Below are 15,901 nucleotides of genomic sequence, written 5' to 3'. Positions count from 1 at the left end.
GTAAACCGGTGCATTCAAGAAATATCTTTCCCACACAGGATGCAGCCCCTCGTCTTTAGCAAAAGCAACTGCCTATACCGAACTCGCTGTTCATTTCACAAAATCTTTAGGCAAAATTCCGAATTGTTTCTGAAAACATTTGGTAAAATAAGAAGGTGTATTGAAACCGGTCATATAGCAGACTTCATTGATTCGGCATTCTTCTTCTTTCAAGAGCTGTGCGGCCTTCTTCAGCCGTTCCAAGCGTATATAGTCGTTCGGGGTCATATCCAAGATGCCTTTTATCTTGCGGTTCAGGCTCGAACGGCTCATGTTCAGCAGCCCGGCCATGTCGTCCAGACAGAAATCCGGATTTTGCATATTGGCCACAACCACTTCCTTCAATGTCTTCAGGAAGGCCTCGTCCGCCTTTGTCATTGCCATACTGCCGGTCTGCACAAAAGGAGAGTTGACAAAAGATGCTCGCAGCTTTTCGCGATTATTCAGCAAATTGGCCACGCAGACCTTCAGGTATTCCACAGAGAAGGGCTTCTCTATATATACATCCGCGCCGAGTTTCATTCCCTCTATCTTGGCTTGCAGGGTGGTCTTGGCCGTCAGGAGGATGATAGGGATATGACTATAATCCAGTTCGGACTTCAAACGGTCGCACAACTCCAACCCGTCCATTTCGGGCATCATAATGTCCGTAACAACCAGATGTACGGTGTGCTCTTGCAGCACTTTCAAAGCCTCCACTCCATTCATGGCCGTCAATACGCGGTAGTCCGACGACAATTGTTTGGCGACAAATGCCTGCATCTCCGGACTGTCTTCCACTATCAAAAGGGTGTAGCGATGCTGATTGGCGACGAATCTCGTGTCGTTGTCTTCCGGAAGCTCTTCGGCTTTTACTCCTTCTTTGTGTTCCATAACCACCGTTTGTTCATGCCGAAGCGGAAGTGACAATAAGAAAGAGTTGTTTTCCGTTGTTTGCTCCATCCACAAACCGCCCTCATGAAGTTCGGCCAACGAACGGGCCAATGCCAGCCCTATGCCTGTGCCGGTTACGGTACGCAACGCCCCTGTCTTGTATTGGATAAACGGTTTGAAGATTTCCTCACGCATCTCGGCAGGAACGATAGGGCCATCGTTGCATACCGAAAGCAATAACCTTTCGTTTTCCGTGCGCAAACTGATACGTATATAGGTTTCTGAATACTTTATCGCGTTGGTAAGCAGATTACTGATGATTTTGATAAGCCCCTCGCGGTCTACCGAGGCATACAAGCTTTCAGGAACCTCTATGTTCAGTTCCAGTCCTTTTGCACGTGCCAAAGGAATAAAGCGTTTGTAGGTTTTTTGCAAAAGCTCCGATACATCACATTCTACAAAATTCAATTGGAAGCCTTGTGTTTCCGTTTTTCGGAAGTCGAGTAACTGATTTACTAAATCGAGCAAACGGTTGGTGTTTAGCTCCATCGTTTCCAAATCATCTCTGATATCTTCCGAAACGGCGTGCGAGGCAAGTACGTTTTCCAATGGGCTCTTTATCAGCGTAAGCGGTGTACGTATTTCGTGAGCCACATTGGTGAAGAAGTCTATTTTGGCTGCATAGAGTTCTCGCTCTTTCTCCCTTTCGAATTTATCCATGGCTCGACGGTGCTTCTGCATGGTTCGCCTTCTGAAATAAAAAACGATACCAATCAAGGAAGATAAAATCAACACGGTATAGATGACATATGCCCAGACTGATAAATAGAAAGGAGGACGGATGTGAATGGCAAGCCTGCGCTCGGCCTCGTTCCATTTGCCGTCGCTGTTGGAACCTTTTATACGCAGGGTATAACTCCCGTAAGGGAGGTTCGAGTAGTTGATGATGGAGTTACGCCCTACAGTGTACCATTCACGGTCGAATCCTTCCAGTTTATATTCCAAACGATTCATTTCGGGTGCCTGATAACTCAGGGCAGCCACTTGAAAGGAGAAGGAGTTCTGATCAGCATCCAGCTGCATCTCATCCGCACAGGTGATACTTTTCTTCAAAGGAGAGTCCGGACTGCCTACCGACAGCCGCTTGTTGAACAGAAAGAAATCCGTAATGACCACCGGGGGCAGAAACGTGTTCTCGACGAAGGTTTCCGGGTCGAACACGATGAATCCGTTGATGCTTCCCAGATAAATGCGCCCTTTCTTATCACAGTATCCGGATTGGAAGTTAAACTGGTTGCTCAACAGCCCGTTGGCCGTGGTATAAATGCGCTTGCTGTCCGTGTCGGGGTTAAAGCAGACCAGCCCGTTATTGCCGGTTATCCATAGGTTCCCGCGCTTGTCTTCAATCATCTTGTAAATGGTATTGCTCGGAAAGCCTTTCGACATGTCATAACGTGTAAAGTCGTCTGTTTTCGGGTTATAACGGCAAAAGCCCTCGCCCAATGTCATGAACCATAGCCGCTTCTTGCTGTCTTCATAAATGCTGATGACTTTATTGTAGGGCAGAGAAGATGGTTTTTTCGCATCGGGCAGATAGTTCTTCCACTGCCGGCTGCTGACATTGTAACAGAACACCCCGTTGGAAAAAGTGGCAAACCACAGATTGCCGTTGAAGTCTTCCAGAATATGGTAGGTGAACATATTCCTTAGCTGGGGAATGCGCGTAAAGTCGTCGGTGGAACGGTTGTATTTCAACAGCCCGGATGTGGTGCCAATCCATACATCGCCCGTGGTGGTTTTACAAATGGTAAAGGCATCGTTGGCAGGCATCGAGTTCTCGCTCTCTCCCTTAGCATAATGCCTCACTTGCCGGGTATGCAGATTTACCCGGTTCAAACCGCCAGAGAAAGTGCCTACCCACAACTCATCCCCATCCGGACAAAGACCATGTATGTTTTGATAGATGGCAGGATGCTCAAAGCGTTCTATCTTTCCGGTCTCCGGATTGAAGTTAAACAAGCCTTTGTCTTCAGTACCTATCCACAAACGGCCGTCGTTGCCCTCGCATATTTCGCGCACACGGCGTCCGAAATGTCTGAGGTCGTCTCGCGGGTAGAACTTCTCGAAATAGGTCCATTGATAGGGACAATAATTCACACCTCCAAAATAAGAGCCTATCCACATGCCGTTTTCTCTGTCGCAACAGAGTGAATAAATAGCATTGTCCGATAGGGCATACGAGTCATCTTGGTCGGGGACAGTCAGATGGGTCAACTTATTATTTGCCAGATTGTATATGTATAATCCGGTTTCCGCGCCTACCCACAGCTCATTGTCTGACCGAAACTGCAAGGCTCGCACATAGGTATTGAGCAACCTGCGCGCCTTGCCGGTAGTGAGGTTTACCTCGGTCAGTCCATTGAGCGAAGCGACATAGATGCAGTTGTGCGGGCCGTTGACCTGCCAGTTTATAATGTCATTTTTGAAGATTTCGTTTCCATCTGCATCTTTGAACGGTTGCATGGGTGTTTTGAAGTTATCTTTCGTATGATAGAGATTGTCTGCATACAAAGCCACCCAGCAGGTATTTCCGTTGAGCCAGAAACGTGTGACGTTGGCCAAGCCCGAATCGTACAGATGGTTCAGCAGTTTCTTTTCGTGCTGCCGGTAGCAGAAAAGCCCTTGATTTTCTACCGATATCCAGATATTGTCGTATTCATCACTTCCAATCATGGTGACAAAATCGTCGATAACACTTCTCTTGTCGCTCATCTCTTTGAAGGCTGCAAACGAGTCGAGCACAGGGTCGTAGATGAATACTCCTCCGTCGGTTCCAATCCAGATATTGCCTTGTCGGTCTTCATAAAGCGCAGTTATGAAATTCTTGCCCAAACCGGAGTTCTCTTTCTTGTATACCCGGAAAGAAAGGCCGTCATAACGGTTCAGCCCGTCCTTGGTTCCGAACCACATAAAGCCCCTCTTATCCTGAAGAATTTGGTAGACCGTGTTCTGCGAAAGACCGTTGCGGATATCCATCGTCCTGAAATAGTAGTGAACGGCCTTTTCTGCGTGAGCAGACAGTGCGACCAGTGAACAAAACCCCAGAAGAATTTTTATAATCATTCGTTTCATAACGCTGCGCTTTAATATAAATGACAATGATGAGTGACCGGCAATTTACACCCATCACTCATCATCAGAAAATAATTGCCCGATTATTTTTTCAATGTGCCGCAAATGCGTGCATTTATCTCTTTCAACCGTTTCTCGTCCAGCTTGATTACTTTACGGTCGTAGGTCATCAGGCCGTTCACTTCTATTTCCACATCGGTGGTCTGTGTATACACCGCCGCCGAAAAGCCCCTGTCGATGAGTTGGTACAGCATGTCGGCATACTTTGCGTATTCATCCGTCACTTCTTTGGAAGAGTTGAACTGAATATATCCCCAATTACGGTTCGGTTCCCAAAGATGGTCTTTCAGCACGAGGCCGATGCCGCCGTATTCGCCCAATACCGTGGCACGGCCGGCGTCATACAGATACATTTCGGGATGCGGATAATTGTGGAGGTCGAGCATATCGCCACAGGCATAATAGTTGCCTCCGCTCGCCGGATTGACAAGACGGGTGGGGTCATATTGTTTGGTCCATTGGGCTATTTCGGCTGTTTTGAACTGTCCCCAAGCCTCGTTAAAGGGCACCCATGTGCCGATGCACGGATAGGAATAGAGATAATCCATTATTTCTTTCCATTCCTTGCGATAGCAAGCCTCGGATTGGGCAGTGCGTTTCAGTTCCGTTCCGTCGAAATAGCTGCGGTTCTGCCACTGCGGATTACGGTCGCCGCTTGGCATATCCTGCCATACAATGATTCCAAGCCTGTCGCAATGCGTATACCAACGCGCCGGCTCCACTTTGATGTGTTTGCGAATCATATTGAAACCGAAATCTTTCGTCTTACGGATGTCATACAGCAAAGCTTCATCCGTGGGAGCCGTATAGAGTCCGTCGGGCCACCATCCCTGATCCAAAGGGCCGAACTGAAACAAGGGTTCGTTGTTCAGCTCCAGACGCACGATTCCGTCGGCGTCGCGGCGGGTGGAGTATTTGCGCATGGCGGCATAGCTGCTCACCTCGTCCACCACCTTGTCGCCGTTTTTCAGCGTCACCTTCAGCGTGTAAAGGAATGGAGAGTCAGGGTTCCACAGCTTGACGTCATCGGGCATAGCCACTTCCACCGCCTCGGTATGGATGCTTTTGCCGGCAGCCACCAGTCGGTTGCCGTCATAAACACTCACTTCCACCATGTCTGAAGAGGTATTCATGCTTAATTCAGCCTTTACCGTCAACAGGCCACGGTCTATATCGGGTGTAATGCGGAGGTTCGCGATGTGCTTCTCGGCAACCGGCTCCATCCATACCGTCTGCCAGATACCGCTTACGGGAGTGTACCAGATGCCATGCGGATTGTTCACCTGTTTACCGCGCGGCTGGGGGCCGTTATCGGTCGGGTCCCACACCTTCACCAGCAGACGGTTATCGCCTTTGGCAGACAAGGCGGCAGTGATGTCGAAAGAGAAAGGAGTGAACCCTCCCGTATGGCTGCCTACCTTGATATCGTTCACCCATACATCGGCTTTCCAGTCTACTGCTCCGAAATGCAGCAGCACCCGCCTGCCTTTCCAGCCGGAAGGGATGGAAAAACTCCGCTGGTAAACCAGCTCCCGGTTTTCGTCTATCCTTTTTCCCACACCGGACAAGGACGACTCTACGGCAAACGGCACAAGTATCTCTCCGTCGAATGCCGCCGGCATACGTCCGCCCTTATCAATGATGGCATAGCTCCATAACCCGTTCAGGTTTTTCCAGTCTTTTCGTTCCATAATGGGGCGCGGATATTCCGGCAATACATTGGCAGGGTTTATCTGCAATGCCCATTCGGTTTTGATTTTATCGCCTGCCGGTTTCCATTGTGCTCGGCTTCCGGTTGCAAACATTGCCAGAAAGGACGATAAGAGGAGTATTTTTCTCATGGTATGATTGTTTTATGGTTTTTCGCATTGACAAAGATAGGCAGGTGCAGAAGAAAAGAATGGAAATTCCGAACCAATAAATAGCATTATCGAGGATTTTCGCACACAACCCGGCATATCTTTGTTCGGGTATAAGAAGACATTATAGAAACAATCAATAACGGGAACAAAGAATCCCTCTGCCTTAGCAAAGAGGACTTTACTAAGGCAGAGGGATGAAAATGATACTTACGTCTGATTATAGCCAAACCATTGGCAACCTGTTCCTCATATCAAGGAGCTGGCGGCAATACAATATCAGCCGGAGAATCACCCCATTCTTCAACCGTAGGCTCGAACTTCATCGGTGTCAACATCACGGTACCATCTGCTTTATAGCCGCCACCGAAGTTGAGCGTATAGATATATTTCTTACCCGCTTCCCAAGCCGTACCTCCAAACGGGACATACACCTTGCCATAACCAGTTTCGCCTATCAAGAAAACACCGTTTACAATTAGCTTCAATTCTATCTCAAGATAGCATTGGTTGTTTGTATCTGCCGTAGTAATGGGAACAGCAGCTCCCTCAGTAGTTGTCCATTTCGTTGCTGTTTGAGGTAAAACCAGTAAAACCCCGTCAGATTTGGTAAGGTCAGTCAGTGTAGCGCCATTAATAGTGGCCTCATTCAGAGGAGGATTACTAACCGTGCCGACAACGTAGTCTGCATCAGCAGTTCCGGTAAGTGCCCAACTTCCCTGAGCGGAACCATCGGCTGTTTCGGTTGCAGGAAAAGTAAATGTACCGCTCTTCTTGAGATTATGCACTTTAATGCTCTTTATTCTTACAGTCATGGCAGAAGCCGCTTTTCCTTTAAAAACAATTTGAGACAACGCATGCTTGAACTTCAGAGGCACCGTAGCATCACCAGGCTTAGAAAAATTCAGTTTGGAGGCATACATCACGTCTGCCTGCTCCGTATTAGTCTCCGACGCCGTATAAGTAAAATTTAAAGCAGAACTGGTTCCAAACCCCGGAGTGAGATTGGTATGCACAGCCGGACTAACGGCATAAATATTCAGAGCCGACGAAGGCCAATAATAAACATCCGACGAACTTGCATAATCCCACTTAGTACCGTTATGCTTAATCTGACCCCCCCTCATATACTTTGTAGTACCGGTAAAAGCCCATACCTTGAAATCCGCAGAAGTCAAATTAGCCGAAGTAATCGGTGTAGCACGGGTTACAGCATTGTCCGATAGCACATTAAACGCTATCTTCGCTTCTTTACTTTGCTCCAGAATTTCCTCTTTGGAGCAGCTCGCCATCAGCAATAGCGCCGCAGCGGCAAAATAATACATTTTTTTCATACTTTCCTTCTTTTAAGTTTGTAAAACATTTTTATAAAAAAACAATATCATATATTAATATCAATATCAATGTACACGGCATCCCATTCCTCGGCATCCACCACCAGTCCGTCTTCATCGGACACGATAGGCGACGGCAACTCTATATCGCCCTCGATGACGACGTTCGCCTTGATGACATAGTGCCCGTCGTCTTCTTCTATCTCAATGCGATCGCCCACGTTGAATGAAAAGGCACTTATGCCTGCATCGGTGCGGAAGTAGAGCGTCAGCACCTTATCTTCGGGTTTTACGGCTTGGGGATGAAGCCCGAAGACGAGGAAATTCCCTCTGACCACTCCACCTTCCATCTCGCCATCGAAGTAGACGGTGGAGGGAGCGGCGGGAAACGTCCCCGTGCCCATGAAAAGCGAGCCTGCCACGCCGGAAAGCGTGCCTATGACACCCTTCACACGACCCGGATTCTTTATGCCGCGCACCTCGCAGGTGAACTTCGACACGGCAGAACGGGGAGTGAGCACTATCTGCTTCGGACTTTCGCCCTGTACACTGCCTATATGCACCTCATCAAGCGATGCACGGCACATCCAGTCGGGCGTACCCACCAACGGCAGCGTTTTGGTCGACGTCTTTCCCCCTTGCGAGGAGTTGAGGGTAAGCGTGCGCCCTTGGGTATAAGCTTCAAATTCCAAATGAGAATTTTCTTTTCTATAGAGAATGTATTCGGTATCTATGTTGAAACTCACCACTTGGTAGGTTCCTTCTTCGAGAAAGATTTCGGAACCTTCGGCACGGGTCAGGGCAGAGACATCGAACACATAGGGTTCAGTGCGGCGGCTGTTGTTCACGGGATAGAAGAATACGCGCATGGCGCCGGGCACGTCGTTGATGTACCGCCAGTCGAAGACAAGGCGCACGGTCTGCCCATGGGGATGCCCGTAGCAAAGTTCTTTGTGCCGGCAGGAGGCAAAGAAAAGGAGTGTCAGCGTGACGATGCAGGCCAAGGCGGTATACGACGTCGCTGTTTTCATCGGGCACCTCCTTTCGCCTTGCGATGACGCAAATCCTGCATGATGAGCCACACAATTGTAACTTCTGCCTTGGTAGGCCCCACCCAATGGCGGTTCTTGGTGGCTTGCCACACGTAGCATCCGTCCACGGGAAGGTATTCTTTATAGCGGCCGGTAAGATAGCCGATGCCGATGGAACAATCCAGATTGAGGTAAGGGGCAATGCGCCACGAGTAGCCGTAGGACAGTCCGTAGTGGCGCGTCCAGCGATCGGACAGGTTTCCGCGACGCCCCAGCTCGAAATCGTAAGTGAGGCTTCCGGCATAAATGCCGGCATGATGCCCAGTGAGTCGTTGCGCAGCTTTTGTTCCGAACCATTTACGCACTTCCAACTCGCCCCCGTAGGTGCGCCAGTAGTAATGCCGGCGGTCGGTCTTCCACCATGCGTGCATCCACGTAAAAGATATGGAGATGTTCTTGCCCACATAAAGTTCTGCCCCCAGATTGGGCACAAGCAGAGCGTCGTAAAGCAGGTTCGATTTCAGCGCAAGATTGAAATGGGAGAAAATCAGGGTAGTAAATCGCTGGTTATCAGCGATATAATCGTATGGGGGGGGGTAATTTTCTTCTGTGGATGATTCCTTTCCTACTTGTCGCAGTAGAAAATCATCTTCCACTTTTTGCCCGGCATAAAGGCAATTACAGATTCCAAATGTCAATAATAGTACAGAATGGAACAATTTCATTAAGTTAACCTGCTTTGTCTGTGTGGCACGAAATAGTTGTGATTAATTATGCGGCAAATATACAACTAAGTCCGACATCCTACAACTTTCCATTAGATATTTTCAAAAAATCAGCTTTTTAGAGCCGTCCATCTATCGGTCAGATAGGTATCATGGACGTAAGTGGTTGATTTTCAGCGACTCACCTTCTTTCGGCAAAGCTGTGGCCGGTTCCGCTTCTTCTTTCCGAAATATGATTACAAAAAAGTATTGAATGAAAAGTCATGATTTTTCCGGCACCGAGGAAAGGCTCGTTCCTCGGTGAGGAAGAGGGTGTTCCTCGGTGAGGAACGATGCCTTCCTCGGTGAGGAACGCATACCCCTGCCAGAACGTGTTCTGAGAGGGGTACGGAAAAAGGAAAGGAGATTTAAATAAATATCAACAAATAAGGGGCATACCGATTGCCGATAGCATAGGGAGCTTTCAACAAGACAGGCAGCCTCATTTTGCCATCAGGGCATCCAGCGAAGAAGTCAGAGCCACCAAAGCGGCACTCCAGTTGATGGCTATCTCATTGGAAGCATACGAACCCTCTACATCCGCATAAGACTCATCCGGCAGATTTGAAGGATAGGATACGCCGTCTTGCCTGCCGGGATTGGGCCCTCTCACCAAGAAGCCGGGCACGGGCATTCTGCACACCGCAAATTTACGAAAAAGCTGTTTGCCCCTCTTACCCTCCATCTCCTTTCAAGAGGCTAAATTGATTCCTATTGCGGCTCCTTTTGAGTCTGCGCCTTTGAAAAAATACATTTCATGACGTTATCGGCTACAAATCGCCACCCTCTCTTTCCGTCTAATTTCGTATTTTAGCGGAGTATTACATAACTTTAAAAAACAAATGCTGTGAAAAAGAGAGATTTACTATTCGCATCGGTCTTTGCATTGTTCTGCGGTCAAAGCGAGCTGCATGCGCAAGATTTTGAACTGACATCCTCGGGCTATTTCAGAAACCGGGGAGTAGACGTGATGGCTTTCGATGACATCTATCCCGAAGGGCATCAGGGCGGTGTATGTATCATCATGCACGGACACCGCATAGCCACCAACGGAGATATCCGGCTGGAAGCCACTCCCGGACAATGGCAGCCCGTACCGAAACAGCTCGACCGCCGGCTCGACGGCAACAGCATCATCACTACCTTATGCTACCCCGATTCCTCACGCCACCTCACGGGATTCAACCCCATGATTTATCCCGCCCTCAACCTGAAATACACCGTAAAGGTGGAAACGAAAGGAAAGCATCTGGAAGTAACCGTAGATTTGGATCGTCCCATTCCCGAAGAGTTTATCGGGAAAGCAGGCTTCAACCTTGAGTTCTTTCCGGGTTCCTTATTCGGCAAACCGTGGCTCATGGACAAGCAAAGCGGCATCTTTCCGCAACAGCCCAATTCACCCCTGATGACAACCCGCCCCAACCTTCTGCATACGGGAAATTACCACGACGGCAAACAGTCGCTGGCCGACATAAACAATCTGATAGGGAAAGGATACAGCCCGATAGTGGCGGACGACATCATCGCCCGGCCTTATGCCACGGGAAGCAAATTCACCGTCCGCCCCGATGATTCCTACAACAAAGTCACCATCGAGTCATTGAACGGCGACCTGCAACTGTTTGACGGCCGAATGAACCACAACAACGGGTGGTTCGTACTGCGCAGCCACATAAAGCCGGGCGTCACCAAAGGCGCCGTCAGATGGATCATCACCCCGAACGTGGTGGACGACTGGATGTATCGGCCGGTTATACAGACCTCACAGATAGGCTATCATCCCGCTCAAGAGAAGGAAGCCGTCATCGAAACGGATATCCGCGACCAAAAAAGACAAACGGCACAAATCATCCGCATTGACGCAGACGGCGAAAGCGTCGTCAAAACGGTAAACCCTGCCGAATGGGGTAAATTCTTGAGATATAACTATCTTAAGGTAGATTTCACCGACGTGAAGGAACCGGGGCTTTATAAGATAAAGTACGATACTTCCGTATCTCCCATCTTCCGCATCGACAATGACGTTTATGCCCGTGGCGTGTGGCAACCCGTCCTCGAATATTTCCTGCCCGTACAGATGTGCCACATGCGAGTCAACGAGAAATACCGCGTGTGGCACGACTGCTGCCACATGGACGACGCCCAAATGGCGCAGTCCCACAACCATATCGACGGATACGACCAGAAAGAGGGGTTGTCCGAATTCGCGCCGGGACAAGTGGTTCCCGGAGTGAACATAGGCGGCTGGCACGATGCCGGCGACTTTGACCTACGCATCGAGTCTCAAGCCGGAGAATCATACATCCTCGCATTGACCTACGAAACTTTCCGCCCGGACATTGACGTGACTTCCATCGACCAGATAAACCGTGTGACGGAGATTCACCAGCCCGACGGAAAGAATGACCTGCTGCAACAAGTGGAGAACGGCGCGCTCAGTGTGGTCAACGGCTATCTGGCGCTGGGACGCCTGTACAGAGGCATCATCTGCAACGACCTGCGCCAATATGTGCTTTTGGGCGATGCCGCCGCCATGACGGACGGGAAGACAGGCAACGAGGACGACCGCCGGATATTTACGGAGGATAATCCGGAGCGGGAACTGTCGACAGCCGCCCAGCTGGCTGCTGTGTCGCGCGTATTGAAAGGCTTCAACGATACGTTGAGCGTGCATTGCCTTGGCATTGCACGCAACATATACGCCTCCACCGCAAGCGGAAACGACAGGATATTGTCCTCCAAAGTGCAGGCGGCCGTGGAATTATATCTGACCACCGGCGAACAAACTTATATGGATTTCATCTTGGATAACCGGGAATTCATCGTCAAGCAGATAGAACACACCGGCTGGTACACGGCACGTGTGGAGAAACAGCTTGCGCAAATGAAAGACAAAAGAGCCAAAACCTTCTCTGCCGCATTTCGCAAAGCCTTGGCCGGATACGAACAAAAATTGGCCGTACTGGTACGGGAGACGCCTTACGGAGTTCCTTATCGTCCCAACATCTGGGGAGCAGGTTGGGATATACAACACTTCGGTTTCCGGCACTATTTCCTGACGACAGCCTACCCGGAACTGTTTTCGCAAGCACCGGTGTTCAATGCCCTTAACTTTATTCTCGGATGCCATCCGGGCTCCAATCAGGTCTCTTTCGCATCGGGTGTCGGCGCGCAATCGGCCACGGTGGGCTACGGCCTCAACCGTGCCGACTGGTCCTACATTCCGGGCGGTGTCATTTCCGGCACGGCGCTTATCCGTCCCGATTTCCCGGAGTTGCTCACGTTCCCGTTCCTTTGGCAGCAGACAGAGTATGTGCTGGGAGGAGGGTCATCCCACTATATGTTTCTGGTGCTCGCGGCACAACAACTATTGAAATAAGAAGACGTGGCGTAAAATGGTGTGCCCCCTGTCTCGTGCAGAGGCAAGAGGGCACACCATCTTCACTGCAAACTGCCATGCAGACCGTATAAACGTTCATTTGCAGACTATACTTCCATAAGAACCCAACCTGAAAAAAGTCTTGAAAAAAACGGGGGAAAAATATTTTCCGGGTTTTAGACTTGTGTTTATCTTTGCAATGTGATTAAGCTTAATACACGAATACAAAACAAAACTTTTTATTAATTATTTAAAAACAGAAACATTATGGCTATTTTATTTCGCAAACACGAACGTTTAAGCAAACCGACAGACAAAAACTCTGCCAAAAGGGTATATCCCATCATCACCTACAAGTATAGCAGCGCGGCAAAGCTGAAAGAAGTGGCAAAGGAAATCAGCGCCATGTCCGGCGTAAGCGAGGGTAACTCTTACAGCGTGCTGAAAGACTTCCGCACCTATCTGAAGAAGACTTTACTGGCCGGACGAATCGTAAATATCGACGGACTGGGAAACTTCTACCTTGCCGCCCAAAGCAAAGGAACGGACAAGGCCGAAGACTTCAGCAGCAATGACATCACCGCGCTAAGAATCTGCTTTCGTGCCAATAGCGACATACGCATCACCACATCGGGCACCACACGCTCCGAAGGTCTCGTGCTGAAAGACGTGGACCGCATCAACAAGGATGAAACAGGCAGCGATGCTCCCAAACCGAAAACCGAGAATGGGAATACAAGCGGCGGCGAAAGCGGCGACCAAAACGAAAACCCTTTGGGATAACGGCCGACGGCATAGATGCAAAACCACTGCAAAATAGCACATGGAGGCGCCACAGAAACGCCTCCATGTTTTTCTATCGGGCACGGATTGCATGGATTAACATGGATTTTGTTTATAAAAATCACGTTAGTCCGTGAAATCCGTGCCTTTTTAGTAACTTTGTGCGGTTTTTAACTTCATTGAATGAATGGAATTTAAGTACGACGTTATTGTAATAGGTGCCGGGCATGCAGGTTGCGAGGCCGCAGCCGCAGCCGCCAACTTAGGCTCGAAGACATGCCTCATCACGATGGATATGAACAAAATCGCACAGATGAGTTGCAATCCGGCCGTGGGGGGTATTGCCAAAGGGCAGATAGTACGCGAGGTGGATGCATTGGGCGGATACATGGGACTGGTGACAGACCGAACCGCCATCCAGTTCCGCATACTGAACCGCTCGAAAGGACCGGCCATGTGGAGCCCGCGCGCGCAATGCGACCGCAACAAGTTCATCTGGGCGTGGCGGGAAATATTGGAGAACATTCCGAACCTGCACATCTGGCAGGACACCGTGCGCGAAATCCTCGTTGAAAACGGAGAAGTTACGGGATTGGTCACTCTGTGGGGAGTAACCTTCCGAGCCAAATGCATCGTACTTACGGCAGGCACTTTCCTCAACGGACTGATGCACGTAGGCCGAACCATATTGCCGGGCGGACGCATGGCAGAACCCGCATCGTACGAATTGACCGAATCCATCGCAAAACATGGCATCGCCTACGGACGGATGAAGACGGGCACACCGGTGCGTATAGACGGGCGAAGCGTGCACTACGAGGAGATGGAGATACAGGAGGGCGAAGCCGACTTCCACAAGTTCTCGTTCATGAACACCGGCGTGCGACACCTGAAACAACTCTCCTGCTGGACTTGCTTCACCAATGAGGAAGCACACGGGGTATTGTGCAAAGGTCTGTCCGATTCTCCGCTTTTCAACGGACAAATACAGAGTATAGGGCCACGCTATTGCCCCAGCATAGAAACAAAGATTGTAACCTTCCCCGACAAACCGCAGCATCAACTGTTCCTCGAACCGGAAGGCGAAACCACGCAGGAACTCTACCTCAACGGGTTCTCTTCATCGCTGCCGATGGACATACAGATTGCCGCACTGAAAAAGATTCCGGCATTCAGAGACTTGGTCATCTATCGCCCAGGCTATGCCATCGAATATGACTTCTTCGACCCTACCCAACTGAAACACTCGTTGGAAACGAAGAAAATAAAGAACCTGTTCTTTGCCGGACAGGTGAACGGAACTACCGGATATGAAGAAGCTGCCGGACAAGGAATCATTGCCGGCATCAATGCACACATCAATTGCCACGGTGGAGAACCATTCACCTTGGCACGAGACGAAGCATATATCGGTGTATTAATCGACGATTTGGTGACAAAAGGAGTAGACGAGCCTTACCGTATGTTTACCTCGCGAGCCGAATATCGCATCCTGCTCCGCATGGACGATGCCGACATGCGCCTCACGGAGAAATCATGGAAACTGGGACTTGCCAAGGAAGACCGCTATAAGTTGCTGACGGAAAAGCGTGAAGCCGTGAACCATATCATAAACTTTACCCGCGAATATTCGATTAAACCGGCATTAATCAACCCGGTGCTGGAACAGCTCGGCACTACCTCGCTCCGCCATGGATGCAAACTGATCGATTTGATAAACCGCCCGCAAGTGACGATTGAAAACATTGCCGAACACGTCAACTCCTTTAAACGTGAACTGGATAAACTATCGGACAGGAAAGAGGAAATAATAGAAGCGGCCGAAATACTTATCAAATACGAAGGCTACATCGGACGCGAACGAATCATTGCGGACAAATTGGGGAGACTGGAAAGCATCAAGATAAAAGGAAAGTTCGACTATGCTTCCATCCAATCTCTCTCTACCGAAGCCAGACAGAAACTGGAAAAGATTGATCCGGAGACGATAGCGCAGGCAAGCAGGATTCCCGGCGTATCTCCCAGCGACATTAATGTGCTGTTGGTACTTTGCGGGCGATAAGGAACAAAGTTCCACGTGAAACAAGTAATTAAATAAATATATAAAACAGACTGATTATGAGCAAAGAAACACTTGCCAAGAGCATTCGGGAGATTCCCGACTTCCCCATACCGGGAATTCTGTTCTACGACGTGACCACACTATTCAAAGACCCGGCCACCTTGCAGGAACTTTCGGACATCCTGTATGAGATGTATAAGGACAGAGGTATAACGAAAGTAGTAGGCATCGAGTCGCGAGGATTCATCATGGGTCCTATACTTGCCACCAGATTGGGCGCCGGATTCGTGCCCATCCGTAAACCGGGAAAGCTGCCGGCAGAAACCATCGAAGAAAGCTACGACAAGGAGTATGGCAAGGACACCGTGCAGATGCACAAAGACGCCATCGGCGAAGACGACGTGGTATTGCTGCACGACGACCTGCTGGCAACCGGAGGAACCATGGAGGCTGCCTGCAAGTTAGTGAAGCAGATGCATCCGCAGAAGGTGTATGTGAACTTTATCATCGAACTGAAAGAGCTGCACGGGAAAGAGGTCTTTGGAAACGATGTTGACGTGGAAGCCGTGCTGACACTATAAACCA

At 49.5% G+C, this 15,901-nt stretch carries 10 protein-coding genes; 4 read left to right on the top strand and 6 right to left on the bottom strand.

Going from position 1 to position 15,901, the window contains the following annotated elements:
• Positions 1-90: 90 nt before the first annotated feature.
• The 6 genes from EV202_RS00465 to EV202_RS00440 all read right to left on the bottom strand — a co-directional run bounded on the left by EV202_RS00465 (position 91) and on the right by EV202_RS00440 (position 9,777).
• Positions 91-4,044, bottom strand: coding sequence for a two-component regulator propeller domain-containing protein (locus EV202_RS00465; protein ID WP_131924556.1), 3,954 nt, complete (start codon positions 4,042-4,044; stop codon positions 91-93).
• An 83-nt stretch (positions 4,045-4,127) separates the two neighbouring features.
• Positions 4,128-5,945, bottom strand: a complete 1,818-nt coding sequence (locus tag EV202_RS00460; protein WP_131924554.1) for a glycoside hydrolase family 2 protein — start codon at positions 5,943-5,945, stop codon at positions 4,128-4,130.
• Between the two features lie 272 nt (positions 5,946-6,217).
• Positions 6,218-7,297, bottom strand: coding sequence for a fimbrillin family protein (locus tag EV202_RS00455; protein WP_131924552.1), 1,080 nt, complete (start codon positions 7,295-7,297; stop codon positions 6,218-6,220).
• 47 nt (positions 7,298-7,344) lie between these two features.
• Entirely contained in the window at positions 7,345-8,328 is a 984-nt protein-coding gene (locus EV202_RS00450; RefSeq protein ID WP_165899381.1) for a DUF5119 domain-containing protein, read from the bottom strand.
• A complete protein-coding gene (locus EV202_RS00445) occupies positions 8,325-9,053 on the bottom strand; it encodes a DUF3575 domain-containing protein (protein WP_131924547.1) in 729 nt (242 codons plus the stop codon). The genes EV202_RS00450 and EV202_RS00445 overlap by 4 nt, the downstream gene beginning before the upstream one ends.
• 481 nt (positions 9,054-9,534) lie before the next feature.
• Positions 9,535-9,777, bottom strand: a complete 243-nt coding sequence (locus EV202_RS00440; RefSeq protein ID WP_234819805.1) for a glycoside hydrolase family 9 protein — start codon at positions 9,775-9,777, stop codon at positions 9,535-9,537.
• Between the two features lie 162 nt (positions 9,778-9,939).
• Between EV202_RS00440 and EV202_RS00435 the strand changes: the two genes are divergently transcribed.
• From EV202_RS00435 to EV202_RS00420, 4 genes are all read left to right on the top strand, one after another.
• The gene (locus tag EV202_RS00435; RefSeq protein ID WP_131924545.1) at positions 9,940-12,471 is read left to right on the top strand and encodes a glycoside hydrolase family 9 protein; all 2,532 of its coding nucleotides are present in this window, start codon (positions 9,940-9,942) and stop codon (positions 12,469-12,471) included.
• Between the two features lie 267 nt (positions 12,472-12,738).
• Entirely contained in the window at positions 12,739-13,254 is a 516-nt protein-coding gene (locus EV202_RS00430) for an HU family DNA-binding protein (RefSeq protein ID WP_106069631.1), read from the top strand.
• Between the two features lie 187 nt (positions 13,255-13,441).
• Entirely contained in the window at positions 13,442-15,316 is a 1,875-nt protein-coding gene (mnmG, locus tag EV202_RS00425) for a tRNA uridine-5-carboxymethylaminomethyl(34) synthesis enzyme MnmG (protein ID WP_106069630.1), read from the top strand.
• A gap of 56 nt (positions 15,317-15,372) precedes the next feature.
• Entirely contained in the window at positions 15,373-15,897 is a 525-nt protein-coding gene (locus EV202_RS00420; RefSeq protein ID WP_164996239.1) for an adenine phosphoribosyltransferase, read from the top strand.
• Positions 15,898-15,901 lie beyond the last annotated feature (4 nt).

This window comes from Prevotella heparinolytica, assembly GCF_004342845.1.
GTDB classification, from domain to species: Bacteria; Bacteroidota; Bacteroidia; order Bacteroidales; family Bacteroidaceae; genus Bacteroides; species Bacteroides heparinolyticus.
Note: the sequence above shows the minus strand (reverse complement) of the source record. Positions and strands in the feature narration are given on the sequence as shown.

Bases quoted from the DNA above. Each gene is read 5' to 3' on its own strand.
- EV202_RS00455 (WP_131924552.1), bottom strand. From the start codon at position 7,297: ATGAAAAAAATGTATTATTTTGCCGCTGCGGCGCTATTGCTGATGGCG.
- EV202_RS00450 (WP_165899381.1), bottom strand. From the start codon at position 8,328: ATGAAAACAGCGACGTCGTATACCGCCTTGGCCTGCATCGTCACGCTG.
- EV202_RS00465 (WP_131924556.1), bottom strand. From the start codon at position 4,044: ATGAAACGAATGATTATAAAAATTCTTCTGGGGTTTTGTTCACTGGTC.
- EV202_RS00445 (WP_131924547.1), bottom strand. From the start codon at position 9,053: ATGAAATTGTTCCATTCTGTACTATTATTGACATTTGGAATCTGTAAT.
- EV202_RS00440 (WP_234819805.1), bottom strand. From the start codon at position 9,777: ATGGAGGGTAAGAGGGGCAAACAGCTTTTTCGTAAATTTGCGGTGTGC.
- EV202_RS00420 (WP_164996239.1), top strand. From the start codon at position 15,373: ATGAGCAAAGAAACACTTGCCAAGAGCATTCGGGAGATTCCCGACTTC.
- mnmG (WP_106069630.1), top strand. From the start codon at position 13,442: ATGGAATTTAAGTACGACGTTATTGTAATAGGTGCCGGGCATGCAGGT.
- EV202_RS00460 (WP_131924554.1), bottom strand. From the start codon at position 5,945: ATGAGAAAAATACTCCTCTTATCGTCCTTTCTGGCAATGTTTGCAACC.
- EV202_RS00430 (WP_106069631.1), top strand. From the start codon at position 12,739: ATGGCTATTTTATTTCGCAAACACGAACGTTTAAGCAAACCGACAGAC.